We start from the raw sequence: 14,333 nt of genomic DNA on the forward strand, positions 1-14,333 counted from the left end.
CGTCTGCCACGCTTTTCTGGCCGTGTCATTTCATCCCCGCGAGACGATCGAAGCATGTCCGTTACGAATACCCGAGATACGTCTGCGCTGCTGCGCAGGCTCAACCCTCACTGCGCGCGCGCACTCGAAGCAGCCGCGAACCTTTGTCAGGCGCGTCTTGCGGGCGAAATTTCCGTCGAGCACTGGCTATTGAAACTGATTGAGGCCGGCGACGGCGATGTCCCGGCGCTGCTCGAGCATTGCGACATCGATATCGATGCACTGTGGCACGCGCTGCTCGAATCGATCGACCGTGCGCCACGCAATTTGCGCGGCAAGCCAGCCCTGTCGTTGCAGGCTGCTACCGTATTGCAAGATGCGTGGAGCCTCGCGTCGCCGGACGCCTTGAGTGACACCACGGGCGACGCAATCCGCTCGAGCCAATTACTCCAGGCTATCGTGCAAGCGCCACACGTGTTGCATACGCGCCGCGCGCTTTCTCTGCTACCGCTGTCCGCTGCACAGATCAGCAGGCTGATACCGCGGCTCGGTTCCCGATCGGTCGAACACATTCCGACGCCGCCACCTGTTCCCCAATCGGCCACCTATACGCTTCCGCCCGGGCAAACCGGAGCAATCGGACCCACCGAATCCATCGGAGCCATCGCCGCAACAAAAGCCACCGACGAAACCGCCGCCCGTGCGACCCATCGGTGCCCTCAACCCGCATCCACACGCAAACAAGCGGAGGACATGTCATCGTCCGCGCCGGCATCTCATCAACGCCGCTCTAACGCATATCAAGCAACACCGTCTGCCGGCGAGTCTGCCGGCGAAGCTCTCTCCCGCTTCGCGCTCGACCTGACCGATAAGGCACGCCGCGGCGAAATCGACCCGGTCTTCGGACGCGATCGTGAAATCCAGCAGATGGTCGATGTCCTCGTGCGCCGGCGTAAGAACAATCCGATTCTCGTCGGCGAACCCGGTGTCGGCAAAACGGCGCTCGTGGAGGGGCTTGCATTGCGCGTCGCAGAAGGGAACGTGCCGAATCCGATCCGCGACGTGCGTATTCTTACGCTCGACCTCGCACTGTTGCAGGCCGGCGCCGGCGTCAAAGGCGAGTTCGAACAGCGTCTCAAGAACGTCATCGACGAGGTGCGCGCGTCACCGGTACCGATCCTGATTTTTATCGACGAAGCGCATACCTTGATTGGCGCCGGCAACGCCGCTGGCGCAGCCGATGCGGCCAACCTGCTGAAACCCGCGCTCGCGCGCGGCGAACTGCGGACCATCGCGGCGACCACATGGTCGGAGTTCAAGGAGCTTTTCGAGCGCGACGCCGCACTCGAACGCCGCTTTCAGATCGTCAAAGTGGACGAGCCCGACGACGAAGCCGCATGCCTGATGCTACGCGGGCTCGTCAACCGCTACGCGCAATACCATCGCGTACACATCCGCGATGACGCACTCGTTGCGGCAGTCAGGCTGTCACGTCGCTATATTCCCGCGCGGCAGTTACCCGACAAGGCCGTCGACCTCATCGATACCGCGGCGGCCCGGGTCCGCATGACGCTCGAGTCGCCGCCGGCGGAATTGCAACGCGTGCGCGCAGCGGTCGCCGCGCTCGAACTGGAACGCGCAACGCTCGATGCAGACGCGGCGGCCGGCATCGAAGACCATCAAATCGGTCAAACGCGCCGTGCCACCCTCGACGCGCTGCTCTTAACCACTACCGAAGAACAAAAGAAACTGCAGGCGCGATACGAACAGGAGCTCGCTCTCGTCACCGCGCTGCACGCACGCCGCGACGCCGAACCACCGATGCGCGATCCGCTCGCGCTAAGCACCGCACGCGAGGCGCTCGCCGACGTCCAACGCAGCTCGCCGCTCGTGTTCGCGGAAGTCGATGCGCAAGCGGTCGCACGTGTGGTCGCCGATTGGACCGGCATCCCGGTTGGCGATCTCGTCGACGACGAGCTGCAGCGCCTGCTTACACTCGAAGCACAGCTTGCGCAGCGTGTCGTCGCGCAAGACGATGCACTTGCCGCGCTTGCACAAAGCCTGCGCACCGCCAAAGCGGGGCTCGGCAACGAGCGGGCTCCGCTCGGCGTGTTTCTGCTCGCCGGCCCGTCCGGCGTCGGCAAGACCGAAACGGTGCTGGCGATCGCCGACCTGCTGTTCGGCGGCGAGGCCGCGTTGACCACGATCAACATGTCCGAGTATCAGGAAGCGCATACGGTCTCGCAATTAAAGGGGGCGCCGCCCGGCTACGTCGGTTATGGACGCGGCGGCATTCTGACCGAGGCAGTCAGGCGACGTCCATTCAGCGTCATCCTGCTCGACGAAGTCGAGAAAGCGCACCGCGACGTGCTGGACCTTTTCTATCAGGTATTCGATCGCGGCACGATGCGCGACGGCGAAGGACGCGAGATCGACTTCCGCCATTGCGTGATTTTGATGACGTCGAACCTCGGCAGCACGCAAATCGACGACGCGAGCGCCGATAACCGGGCGATCTCGCAAGCGGAACTGCTCGAAGCCATCCGCCCGTCGCTCACGGCGCACTTTCAGCCAGCGCTGCTCGCGCGCTTCCAGACGCTCGTCTATCGGCCCCTCGACCTGCCCGCGCTTGCATCGATCCTGCGGCTCAAGCTCGCGAAAGTCGCCGACCGCCTGCGCCGGCAGCACGATGTCCGGTTCGCGTGCGACGAGGCGCTAGTCGACGCGCTGGCACAACACTGCGTCGCGCGCGACTCGGGCGCGCGCAGCATCGACGCATTCATCGATCAGCGCATTTTGCCCACCGTTGCGCGTGAATTGCTCGTGCGCATCGCAACCGGCACCGTGCCCGCCGAAGTGCGGCTTTCGGGTTCACCGGAGGGCCAGCTCACAATCGACTTTATCGAACGCGACATCGCGCAAGGCCGCCATACGCCTCCAATCACTGCCACTGCCACTGCGACCGCATAACAAACGCCCCCTCAACCAGCCTACCCGCGAAACCATGCCCGCCGGCCCATCCCTCCATGATGTCCTGCTCGCGCATATCGACGGCGAGCCGCTCGACGCGCACAGCGATCGCACGCTCGAGTGTCTGAGCGTGCAGCAAAACGTGCGCCGCATTCTGAACACACGAGCCGGCGCGCTCAAACATCTGCCGGACTACGGGCTGCCCGACCTGACCAGCATCTATAAGGCTTTGCCGTCATCCGCACACCGGCTCAAGGAACAGATGGAAGCCACGCTGCTCAAGTACGAGCCGCGTATCCGCTCGATCGACGTCACGATTATCGACAACGATGACCCCGGCGTGCTCGTCAGCTTCGAAATGGCGTGCCATCTACGCAACGCCGGGCTCGTGCGGTTCGGCACGCACTTCGAGCCGCCCGGCCGGATGCGTATCGAGCCGCGTTGAGCGCAGCCGCATTCACCCCTTATCGGACACCACGAACGGCAACCGTCGGAACTAGCGGCTCCTCACCACATCCGCTGCTTCGACAATCATCTGCGTCACGACCTGCGGCGTTGCAATCATCGGCGAATGGTCGACCGCATGCGAATGCACCCGCGCATTCATGCGCGTGGCGAGCGCCACTTGTGTCTCGGGATTGATCATCCGGTCCTGTTCGGCCACGAGATACCAGTTGGGCCGCTCTCGCCAGAGCGGTCCCTCGATCGGCACGCCAATGCACGCCGCTGAAATCGGCCGCTGCACGGCGGCGAGCACCGCCAGTTCATCCGCGCTCGCCTGCTGCGCGAATGCCGCTGCGAAGGCGTCGTCCGGCAGCCAGATCAATCCGTCGCGGTCCGGCGCCAGTTGCGGTGCCTGCGGATGCGCGGCGCCGCGATAGAACACGTCGGCTACCGTCTCGCCGTGATCCGGCGCCAGCGCCGCGATATAAACGAGCGCCTTCACCTTCTCGTCGTGTGCCGAGCCGATTACCGCGCCTCCATAGGCGTGTCCGGCCAGCACAACCGACCCATCGATCCGATCGAGCACGCGATTCAATGCCGCCGTGTCGTCGGCAAACGTCGTCAGCGGCAACGGCGCCGCCACGGCCTTCATGCCCCATCCACGCAACAGGGCGATCACCTTGCTCCAACTCGATCCATCGGCCCATGCGCCATGCACGAGCACGACCGTCACATCGTTCAAAGCCATTTTTCTGCTCCATCAGGAATCGCTGCTATTGATCACGAAAACCCCCGCGGAAACCCAAGCCACGACCTCAAAAAAGCCTACGTTCCAATATCGCCCTCGGTGCCGTCATTTTGTAACCCGAATAATTTTATATCCGAGGTTACGACCCAGCATGTAACTAGCGAACAAAGACTGATGTGGTTATGACTGGCACACTCAATTCCGTTGGCGGATTGTCAGCGGAGCCGTTTCTCTATACCGCCGCTTTTATCGCCGACGCGCGGGGCCTCGATTTTCTGAATTTGATCGCGACGCAGGTCGATGTCGAGATCGACTCGATCGAGCGTGGCGAAGGTTGGCTGGCCTGGCTCGGGCAGGCGTCGCTCGTGCCCGAGCCGGTGCTCGACGCGTTTCGCCCGCGCGCCTTGCCCGGCGAACTCGATGCCGTCGCCGCGCAGGCGAGAAGCCTGCGTGAATGGTTCAGAGCGTTAGTCGCACGGCACATAGAGCAGCCTTTGACGACCAATGCGCCTTTACGCGATGCTGCCGTACGCGGATATCGCATCGATATCGACCGACTAAGGCCGTTTAAGTCCGTTACTCGAACGTGACGAGACCTTCACTGAAATCGTCTCGCACGACCATGGCGACAGTCTGGTATTGACACTTGAACAGCAGCGCCGCTGGCGGTCGTCCGAATCGCTGCTGCTGCCGATCGCCCAGACGCTCGCGACACTGATCTGCAACGAGAACTTTCTGCATGTGAAAGCTTGCGAGGGGCATCCAGTACACGATGCGGTTCGCCGACCATACGCGCGGCCATAGCCGCAGATGGTGCAGCATGGCCCTTTGCGGAAACGCGCGAAAGTCGCTGCGCATCGCAAACGTCAGAAAGAAATCCCGCAAGACCTGTTGCAAAACACGCTACGAGGCCCGTCGCGCAGCGTATACGGTCACTAGACCACGACAAACGCGTACGCGATTGCAAAAACGCACGGCGCGCCTCGCAACGCACGAAAACGCATTGCACGAAGCCCCGTTAAAATAAAACCCGCCATTGAGCAACCGATCGAACACTGCGCACAGAACGGCGCAAAGAATGGCGCCGAAAGCCGTTCAGCGTTTTGCAAGGTACCCACATGCGGATTCTGGTCGTCGAAGACGAGCCCAAGACGGGCGCCTATCTGAAGAAAGGTCTCGAGGAATCGGGCTATAGCGTCGACGTCGCCGCCGACGGCGCCGATGGACTGATCCTCGCGCAGGAAGAAGACTACGATGTCATCGTGCTCGACGTCATGCTGCCGACAATGGACGGCTGGGCCGTGCTGAAAACCCTGCGCGCCACGCGCTCCACACCGGTGCTGTTTCTGACCGCGCGCGACGACATCGACGACCGCGTGCGCGGCCTCGAACTCGGCGGCGACGATTACCTCGTCAAACCGTTCGCCTTCGTCGAGCTGCTCGCGCGCGTGCGCACGCTCGCACGCCGCGGGCCGCCGCGCGAAAGCGAACTACTGAAAGTGGGCGACCTCGAAATCGACGTGAACCGGCGGCGCGTCAAACGCGGCACGAATCGCATCGACCTCACGCCGCGCGAATTCTCGCTGCTGCAACTGCTCGCGCGCCGCCAGGGCGAAGTGTTGAGCCGCACGCAGATCGCGTCGTATGTGTGGGATATGAACTTCGACAGCGACACGAACGTCGTCGAAGTCGCGATTCGCAGGCTGCGCGCCAAAATCGACGATGGCTACGACGCCAGACTGATCCAGACCGTGCGCGGCGTCGGCTACGTGATCGAATGCAAAACGCCCGACTGATGGCCGGCCGGTCGCTGACCACGACGCTCGCGCTCGCGTTCGCGGGCACGACGATCGCGGTGTTCGCGCTGGTCGGCAGCGTGCTCTATTTCGCGCTCGAACGGCAGGTCACGCACCAGGACGACGACGAAATCGTGCTCGCCGCGCGTCACACGCGACGCCTTGCCAACGAGCTACGGTCGTTCGACGACGTGCGCGCGCATGCGGACCGGCTCACGAGCCAGGTGCTCGGCAACACGGCGCTGTCGATGGACGTGCGCGACTCGAACGGCAACGTGCTGTCGAGCCATAACACCGCGGGCGGCGCGACGTCGATGGTCGAGCCGCTCGTCGCGACGCAGCGCGTCGCGCAAGCCGAACGCATTACCGACACCGCCATCGTCGAAACGCAACAAGGCTCGCGCATGCCCGTGCGGGGCCTCGCCACGGATGCGCTACTGGCCGACGGCAGCGCGGTCACGATTGTCATCGCGCGCGACATGACCGACCGCTGGCTGCTGCTCGACCACTATCGCGACCGGCTGTACGGCGCGGGTTTCGGCGGCATGCTGCTCGCGTTTCTGATGAGCTGGATGCTCGTGCACGAGTCGCTGCGCCCGCTCCGCGAGCTCGCGGCACATGCTGCGGCCATCACGGTAGACCGGCTGCACGCACGTATGAAAATCGACGATGCGCCGCGCGAGCTCGCCGCCGTCATCGCATCGCTCAATGCAATGCTCGACCGGCTTGCCGGCGGCTTTCAACGGATGTCGCAATACACGGCCGATCTCGCGCACGATATGCGCACGCCGCTCGCGAATCTGCGCGGCTCGACCGAGGTCGCGTTAGCGCGGCCGCGCGGTGCCGACGAATATCAGGCCTTGCTCGAATCGAACCTCGAGGAATGCGAACGCTTGTCGCGGATGATCGAGAGCGTGCTGTTTCTTGCCCGTGCCGAGCATCCACAGTTCGTCACCCATATGAAAACGCTCGATGCGCACGCGGAACTCGCGCGCGTCGCCGATTACTTCGAGGGCATCGCCGACGATGCGGGCGTCAAGGTACGCGTGCTCGACGCCCGGCGAATCGATGACAAAACCGATAGAAAAAATGAAAGCGAAACCAGCGGCAGCGCGTTCCGGGCCGATGCGGAACTGTTCCGGCGCGCGGTGTCGAATCTGCTCGCGAATGCGATTCGCCATACGCCGCGCGGCGGCGAAATCACCCTGAGCGCGCAACCGGAGCGCGCCGCGCAGAGGCTACGCGTGAGCGTCGCGAACGAGGGCTCGCATATCGATCCGTCCGCGCTCGAGCGCGTCTTCGACCGCTTCTACCGCGCCGACCCCGCGCGGCGCACCGCGCCCGCCGGACCCGCGTCGACGGGCCTCGGCCTCGCCATCGTGCGCACGATCATGGAACTGCACGGCGGCAGTGCCTTCGCCGAAAGCGACAAAACGGGCACGCGTTTCATTCTGCTTTTCCCATTGAAGCGGAAGTAGTCGAGGTTGAAGTGGCGGATGCGAGCACCGCCCGATCCCATCCCCCGCCCAGCGCGCGCATCAACTGCACGCTTGCGTCGATACGGCGCGCGTCGATCTGGTCGACGGTGCGCTCGTTCGTCAACGCGATCGTCTGCGCGGTCACGACGTCGAGATAGCTGACCGCGCCCGCATTGAAGCGGTTCGTCGTCAGTTGCAGCGAGCGTGCCGCGGCGGCGGCCGCGAGCTGCTGCGTCTGCGCTTCGCTCGCGAGCGTCGTGAGCGCGCTGAGCTGATCTTCGACCTGCTGGAACGCGACCAGTACCGTCTGCCGATAATCGGCGACCACGCCGTCGTACTGTGCATGCGCGCCTTGCAGCGCCGCGTCGCGGCGGCCGCCATCGAAAAGCGTGCCGGCAATTTGCGCGCCGAGCGACCAGAAGAGGCTCGGCGCCGTCAGCCACGGTGCGAAGAACGTGCTCTCGAGGCCCGCGCTCGCCGACAACGTGAGGTTCGGATAATACGCCGCACGCGCTTCGCCGATCTGCGCGTTCGCCTCGGCGACGCGCCGTTCGGCCGCCGCGATGTCGGGCCGGCGTTCGAGCAGTTCGGACGGCACACCTGGCGGGATATCGGGCACCGGCACCGCGGCTGTGATCGGCGCAATCGTGAACGTCGAGGCCGGCTCGCCGATCAGCGTCGCGATCGCGTGCTGCAACTGCGCGCGCTGCAAGTCGATATCGGTGTCCTGTGTGCGCGTGCTTTCGAGTTGCGTCTGTGCCTGCGCAACCGCCGATGCATCGACGACGCCCTTCTGGAACTGCTGTTGATTGATCTTGAGCGCGGCTGCATAAGCGGTCACCGTATCGTCGAGGAGCTTCTTCTGGATATCGAGTGCACGCAGATCGAAGTAGTCGGCGGCGAGGTCCGCGCTGACAGACAGACGCACCGCATCGAGATCCGCTTGCGACGCCTGCGCCTCGTCGCGTGCACCGACCGTCGCGTCGCGCACGCGTCCGAACAGGTCGGGCTCCCAGCTCGCGTTCAGACCCGCGGAATAGTCGGGTTCCGTCACGCCCGCAAGCGAGCGGTGCTCGATGTTCTGCGACGTGCGATAGCGCAACGTCGAAGCGCCTGCGCTGACTGTCGGAAAGAAGCCCGAACGCTGATACGCGACCATGGCGCGCGCCGCCTGCAACTGCGCGACCGCTTTCCTGACGGTCTGGTTCGAGATGTCGACGCGGGCTTCGAGGCGATTCAGTTCATCGTCGTCGAAGACGGTCCACCACGGGCCGCGCGGCGTCGCATCGGCGGGCGCGGCGAGCGACCAGCCATTCGTCGATTGTGTCGGCGAAGACGGCGGCGAGGTGGGCGCGCTGGCGATGCCTGCTTGCGTGCCCGCATAGCGAGCCGGCACGTCGACGTCGGGTTTCGTGTAAGCGGGCAGTGTCGAGCAGGCCGCAAGCGAGCTCGCGAGTATGGCGGCGAGCATCACGCGAGCGCGGTCACGCTTCAGGAACACGGGCGGCGTTGTCATCATCGACTCCTGATTGTGCGCATCGGCGCGTATCATTTGTTCGCTGCCGCAACCGTGCGCGCCGGCGCCGACGGTTCGATCGCGACGCTTTCCCCGGTCACGATCGCATCGCCCGGGTTATTGATCACGCGGTCGGACTTCGCCAGTCCCGTCGCAACTTCGACATAGGTGCCAAAGTCGCGGCCGATCGTCACGGTCTTCAATTGCACCTTGTCGCCGGGGCCGGCCACCGCAACCGTCACGCCGTCCGGCCGGAACAGCAGCGCGCTGACGGGTAACTCGAGCGCCGGATGCGCGGAATCGAGCTGCACGTGCACCTGGGCGTACGCGCCGGGCAGCAGCGCGCCGTCCTTGTTGTCGACGTCGACTTCGACGCGCAGCGTGCGGCTCACCGGGTCGATCGCATCGGCACTGCGCGCGACCTTCGCATCGAAACGCCGCCCCGGATATTGCTGCGTCGTCAGATAGACAGGCGTGCCCGTGCCGACTTCGCTCGCATCGTTCTGCGGCACGTCGATAAAAACGCGCAGCGTATTGGTCTCTTCGACATGAAACAGTTCGCCCGGCATTGCCGCGAGCCCCGGCGTGCCGCCGGCGGTCACGAGCGCGCCGACATCGACATTGCGCGCGGTGATTACCCCGTTGAACGGCGCCGTCACCTTTTCGTACGACACGAGTTCCGCCAGCCGCGCGACGTTCGCCTGCGCCGACGCGAGAATGGCGCGCTTCGCTTCCATATCGCTCGTTTTCGCGTCGGCGTCCTGCTGCGCCACCGATTGCGTCTGCAACAACTGCTGCCAGCGTTTTGCGGTGGTGTTCGCGTAGTCGTAGTTCGCCTGCGCGGTCGCTTCGTCGGCCCGCGCCTGGCGTAATTGCGCATCGAGTTCCGGCGTTTCGATCACGGCGAGCGTATCGCCGGCTTTCACTTTTGCGCCGATATCGGTGTACCAGTGCAGCACGTAGCCGCTCGTGCGCGCATAGATCGACGCATCCGCATACGGCATCACCGAGCCTGGCAACAGCAGTTCGCTCGACGCGGGCGCGGGCTTCGGCGTCACGATCGACACCGGCAGCGCGCGTTGCGCAGCGACCTGCTCCGTCAACGCCCGCTTCGCCTCGAGCCGCGGCACGAGGCCGATCGCAAGCAATACGGCGGCCAGTCCGCCGATCACGAGCGGCAGCGCGCCATAGCGCCGTCGACGCGCACGCGCAGACGCGTCCATGCCGCCGTCGGACACGTTGCTGTCGCCCGGCTGGGCCGGCCCGGTTTGCGTGGTTTCCTCGGTTTGGGGAGTATTCATCGCGGGTCTCTATCTGAAGAAGGCATCGCGAACAGGTCGCATCGGATCTCGAAAGAAGGCGCTGTCATGGTTTATGCATGCACGGACGTCGCGGAATCGATCGCGCGCCCCGACTTTCCGCGCTTTGCGAGCCAGCTATGGACCATGCCGAACACCACCGGCACGAAGATCAGCGTCGACATCGTGCCCGCCGCGAGGCCGCCGATCACGGCGCGGCCAAGCGGCGCGTTCTGCTCGCCGCCGTCGCCGAGGCCAAGCGCCATCGGCAGCATGCCGATCAGCATGGCGAGCGCTGTCATCAGCACCGGACGGAAGCGGCTGAAGCCGGCGTCGAGCGCGGCGGCAAGCGGCTCGATGCCGGCCGCGAGTTTTTCGCGCGCGGTGTTGATCACGAGAATGCTGTTCGCCGTCGCGATGCCGATACACAGAATCGTGCCGGTCAGCGCGGGCACGCTCAATGTGGTGTGCGTCGCGAACAGCATCCATGAAATGCCCGCGAGCGACGCGGGCAAGCCGCTCACGATGATCAGCGGATCGAGCCACGACTGAAAATTCACGACCATCAGCAAATAGACGAGCACGATCGCGAACACGAGGCCGAAGCCGAGTCCGCTGAACGATTCGTTCATCGACTGCACCTGGCCGCGCATGACGATCGACGAACCGGGCGGCAATTGCGCGCGCGCTTCTTCGACGAGCTTCGATACGTCGGATGCGACGCCGCCGAGGTCGCGCCCTTGCGCGGATGCGAAGATATCGAGCACCGGCTGCACGTTGTAGTGCGAGACCACTGCCTGCTGCGTGCCGCGCGACATCGTGCCGAGCGTGCCGAGCAGGTTCTGCGGATTGACGTTCGGCGAAACCGTGGTGATCGGGATATTCGCAAGCGTCTGCAGCGAGTGAATGTCGTATTGCGGCACTTCGGCCATCAGCGGATAGCTGACGCCGTTCTTCGGGTCGAGCCAGAAATTCGGCGACGTCTGCGAGCTGCCGGACAGCGCGATCAGCAGGTTTTGCGCGACGTCGCGCTGCGTGAGGCCCGCCTGGATCGCCTTGGTTCGATCGACGTCGACATTGATGGCCGGCTCGTCGCCGGGCTGCTGGATGCGGGCGTCGACGAGGCCGCGCACGCCGCGCAGTTTCGTCAGCAGTTCGTTGGCGACCACGCGGTTCGCGGCGAGCTTGTTGCCGACGATCTGCACGTCGATCGGCGCAGGCAAGCCGAAATTCAGGATCTGGCTCACGATGTCGGCCGGCAGAAACGCAAACGTCACGCCGGGAAACGATGCGTTGAGCACATTGCGCAGCTTCGCGACATATTGGGCAGTCGGCTTGTGATCGGGCTTCAACGTGATCAGGATGTCTGCGTCCGCGGAGCCGATCGGGTCCGACGAGTCATACGTCAGATTGATGCCGCTGACGGGCACGCCGATGTTGTCGAGCATCGATCCCTGCTCCGAGGCCGGAATCACCGTGCGGATTCTGGCTTCGACCTCGTCGGTGATGCGCGCGGTTTCTTCGATGCGCGTGCCGGTCGGGGCGCGCAGGTGCAGACGGATTTCGCCGGTGTCGACGGCCGGAAAAAAGTCGCGGCCGATAAACGGTACGAGCACGAGCGAACCGAGGCACAGCAGCAGAAACAGCGGAATAAAGCGGCGGCGCCGGGCAAGCGCGCGTTCGAGCGCGCCGCGATACACGAGGCGCAGCGCCTCGAAACGCCGCTCGAATGCGGCCTGAAAACGCGCGAATACAGCAAAGCGGCCCGGCTGCGATGCGGCGTCAGGCGCGCCCTGCACCTTCTTCTTCGCCCGCATCAGATACATGGCGAGCGTCGGAATCAACGTGCGCGAGAAGAAATACGACGCGCACATCGCGAATACCACCGCCTCCGCCAGCGGCACGAACAGATAGCGTGCCACGCCCGACAACAGGAACATCGGCACGAATACGATGCAGATCGACAACGTCGAAACGAAAGTCGGCACTGCGATCTCGCCCGAGCCGTTCAGAATCGCATCGTGCAGCGCTTCGCCGTTCTCGAGATGATGGGTGATGTTCTCGATCGCGACGGTTGCGTCGTCAACCAGTATCCCGACGGCGAGCGCGAGTCCGCCGAGCGTCATGATGTTGATCGTCTCGCCGAGCGCCGACAGTGCGACGAGCGAGGTCAGCACCGCGAGCGGAATCGACACCGCGATGATCAGCGTCGCGCGCCAGCTGCCGAGAAACAGCAATATCATCGCGGCGGTCAGGCAGGCGGCGATCGCTGCTTCGCGCACGACGCCGTTGATGGCCGACTTCACGAACACCGACTGATCCGACAACGGCGTGACCTTCAGCGCGCTCGGCAGGCCTGCCTCGATCTTCGGCAGCATCGACTTCACTTGCTGGATGATCGTGAGCGTCGATGCGCTGCCGGTCTTTTCGATTTCGAGCAGCGCCGCGCGCTTGCCGTCGCTGCGCACGATATTCGTCTGCGGCTCGTAGCCGTCGATCACATGCGCGACGTCGCGTACATAGACTACGCCGCCGTTCACGGTCTTGATCGGCAGGTTGTTCAGCGCGGCGATCGAATCGGTGCTGCCGTTCATCTCGACGTTGTACTCGCGCGTGCCGATCTTCGCGGTGCCGCCGGGCAGAATCAGATTCTGCGCGTTCACCGCGTTGACCACGTCGAGCGGCGCGAGGCCTTTGGCCTGCAGTGCGGCCGGGTCGAGTTCGACGATCACCTGGCGCACTTTGCCGCCGAACGGCAACGGCACGGCAGCGCCCTGCACGGTTGCAAGCTGCGTGCGGATAAAGCTGTTGCCGAGGTCGTACAACGATTGCTCGGGCAGCGTGTCGCTCGACAGCCCGAGTTCGAGCACCGGTACGGTCGACGCGTTGTAGGTGATGATGTTCGGCGGCAGGGTGCCGGGCGGCAGCAGCCGCAACAGCGATTCGGAGTTCGACGACGCCTGGGCCACCGCGCGGTTGATGTCGGCGCCCGGGTGGAAGAACACCTTGACCACCGCGACGCCGTTCAGCGACTGCGATTCGATGTGCTCGATGTCGTCGACGTCGGTCGTCAGCGCACGTTCGTAGATCGAGGTGATCCGCTGCGCCATGTCCTGCGCCGACAGGCCATTGAACGACCAGACGATGCTGACCACCGGCACATTGATATTCGGGAAGATATCGGTCGGCGTACGAACGATCGCGAGCGGCCCGATGATGAACAGCAGGATGGCCAGCACGATGAACGTGTACGGGCGCTTGAGCGCGAGCTTGACGATCCACATGACCAGACTTCCTCGAAGGTGAACGACGTGCGAGCCTCCTTCGCGTTAGCGCGTCAGCTCAAGCCTGGCGCTTCATGCGGCCGCGAAGTGTCTCGGGATGGAAACAGTGTGCGCGGCCGGCCATTACCCGTTTCCGACGCGTTGATTACGAGTCTGTTATCTACGCGCCGATATGCCTGGTCGTGGGCTGAAGCGGACTAAAGCCGAATAAAGCGGGCTGGAGCAAGGCTGCTGCGCGTTGCGATCCCAATCGACGTCGAGCGCCGTTCAGTTCGCGCCCGCCTTGAGCGCGTCGTAGCGGTCTTTCGTGATGCCGCGAGCGTCGTAGAGGAATGCCGCCAGTTGCCAGATCGTCGCGTCCGTTTGGGTTTTGCCGAACGAAGGCATCGCGGTCATGTCGACGCCATGCTTGATCACCCAGAACATCAGTGGCGGCTTGTTGCGGCGGCTGGCCGCGAGCAGTCGCGGCGCGGACGGCTCGATGCCCTGCCCGACCGCGCTCAGCGGGCGGTCGGGCGCACCGTGGCACAGCGCGCAGGTCGAGTCGTACATGCGTGCGCCGGCGCGGATGTTTTCGAGCGACATCAGATCGCCCGGCGGCAGATCCTTGCCGCCGTGCCGGTGCAGCGATGCTTCATAAGTTCGATGCAGCAGCCACGCGACGGCCGGATTGTCCTTCGAACTGGCCGATACGTCGTAGATGCCGGAATAGACGAACGCGATGGCCGCGACGGCGGACAGCACGAGCAATGCAACCGCCGTCGCGACGACGGTGGCGAGTCGGGAACCAGTAGACATGCGCGGGGCCTTTGTGCGTGAA

The 14,333-nt window shown here is 64.3% G+C and carries 11 protein-coding genes; 6 read left to right on the forward strand and 5 right to left on the reverse strand.

All coding sequences use genetic code 11. From position 1 onward, the window contains the following. Nucleotides 1–54: 54 nt before the first annotated feature. Together tssH and tssE are read left to right on the forward strand one after the other, a co-directional pair. The gene (gene tssH, locus BTO02_RS30805) at nucleotides 55–2,949 is read left to right on the forward strand and encodes a type VI secretion system ATPase TssH (protein WP_083615465.1); all 2,895 of its coding nucleotides are present in this window, start codon (nucleotides 55–57) and stop codon (nucleotides 2,947–2,949) included. 34 nt (nucleotides 2,950–2,983) lie between these two features. Further along, entirely contained in the window at nucleotides 2,984–3,394 is a 411-nt protein-coding gene (tssE, locus tag BTO02_RS30810; protein WP_075160785.1) for a type VI secretion system baseplate subunit TssE, read from the forward strand. A 51-nt stretch (nucleotides 3,395–3,445) separates the two neighbouring features. On the opposite strand, the gene BTO02_RS30815 is transcribed toward tssE, so the two are convergent. Beyond that, nucleotides 3,446–4,141 (reverse strand): alpha/beta fold hydrolase, encoded by a 696-nt coding sequence (locus BTO02_RS30815; RefSeq protein ID WP_075160786.1) that lies wholly within the window; start codon nucleotides 4,139–4,141, stop codon nucleotides 3,446–3,448. A 182-nt stretch (nucleotides 4,142–4,323) separates the two neighbouring features. Between BTO02_RS30815 and BTO02_RS35560 the strand changes: the two genes are divergently transcribed. The 4 genes from BTO02_RS35560 to BTO02_RS30830 all read left to right on the forward strand — a co-directional run bounded on the left by BTO02_RS35560 (nucleotide 4,324) and on the right by BTO02_RS30830 (nucleotide 7,415). Further along, on the forward strand, nucleotides 4,324–4,731 hold the full coding sequence (locus tag BTO02_RS35560; RefSeq protein WP_332262269.1) for an ABATE domain-containing protein: 408 nt from the start codon (nucleotides 4,324–4,326) through the stop codon (nucleotides 4,729–4,731). Nucleotides 4,732–4,913: 182 nt separating this feature from the next. Further along, nucleotides 4,914–5,168, forward strand: coding sequence for a CGNR zinc finger domain-containing protein (locus BTO02_RS35565; RefSeq protein ID WP_332262270.1), 255 nt, complete (start codon nucleotides 4,914–4,916; stop codon nucleotides 5,166–5,168). A 91-nt stretch (nucleotides 5,169–5,259) separates the two neighbouring features. After that, nucleotides 5,260–5,937: a heavy metal response regulator transcription factor gene (locus BTO02_RS30825; protein ID WP_075160787.1), complete on the forward strand. Its 678-nt coding sequence runs from the start codon at nucleotides 5,260–5,262 to the stop codon at nucleotides 5,935–5,937. Continuing rightward, nucleotides 5,937–7,415 (forward strand): heavy metal sensor histidine kinase, encoded by a 1,479-nt coding sequence (locus BTO02_RS30830; RefSeq protein ID WP_075160788.1) that lies wholly within the window; start codon nucleotides 5,937–5,939, stop codon nucleotides 7,413–7,415. The genes BTO02_RS30825 and BTO02_RS30830 overlap by 1 nt, the downstream gene beginning before the upstream one ends. Here BTO02_RS30830 and BTO02_RS30835 read toward each other — a convergent pair. From BTO02_RS30835 to BTO02_RS35570, 4 genes are all read right to left on the reverse strand, one after another. Next, nucleotides 7,384–8,931: an efflux transporter outer membrane subunit gene (locus BTO02_RS30835; RefSeq protein ID WP_232243691.1), complete on the reverse strand. Its 1,548-nt coding sequence runs from the start codon at nucleotides 8,929–8,931 to the stop codon at nucleotides 7,384–7,386. The two genes, BTO02_RS30830 and BTO02_RS30835, sit on opposite strands and share 32 nt — an antisense overlap. A 32-nt stretch (nucleotides 8,932–8,963) precedes the next feature. Continuing rightward, nucleotides 8,964–10,154, reverse strand: coding sequence for an efflux RND transporter periplasmic adaptor subunit (locus BTO02_RS30840; RefSeq protein ID WP_075161554.1), 1,191 nt, complete (start codon nucleotides 10,152–10,154; stop codon nucleotides 8,964–8,966). A gap of 149 nt (nucleotides 10,155–10,303) precedes the next feature. Beyond that, nucleotides 10,304–13,513: an efflux RND transporter permease subunit gene (locus tag BTO02_RS30845; RefSeq protein ID WP_075160789.1), complete on the reverse strand. Its 3,210-nt coding sequence runs from the start codon at nucleotides 13,511–13,513 to the stop codon at nucleotides 10,304–10,306. A 267-nt stretch (nucleotides 13,514–13,780) separates the two neighbouring features. Beyond that, complete coding sequence (locus BTO02_RS35570; RefSeq protein ID WP_075160790.1) at nucleotides 13,781–14,311, reverse strand: c-type cytochrome; 531 nt, start codon at nucleotides 14,309–14,311, stop codon at nucleotides 13,781–13,783. Nucleotides 14,312–14,333 lie beyond the last annotated feature (22 nt).

The sequence above is a fragment of the Paraburkholderia sp. SOS3 genome, from assembly GCF_001922345.1.
Taxonomy (GTDB): Bacteria; Pseudomonadota; Gammaproteobacteria; order Burkholderiales; family Burkholderiaceae; genus Paraburkholderia.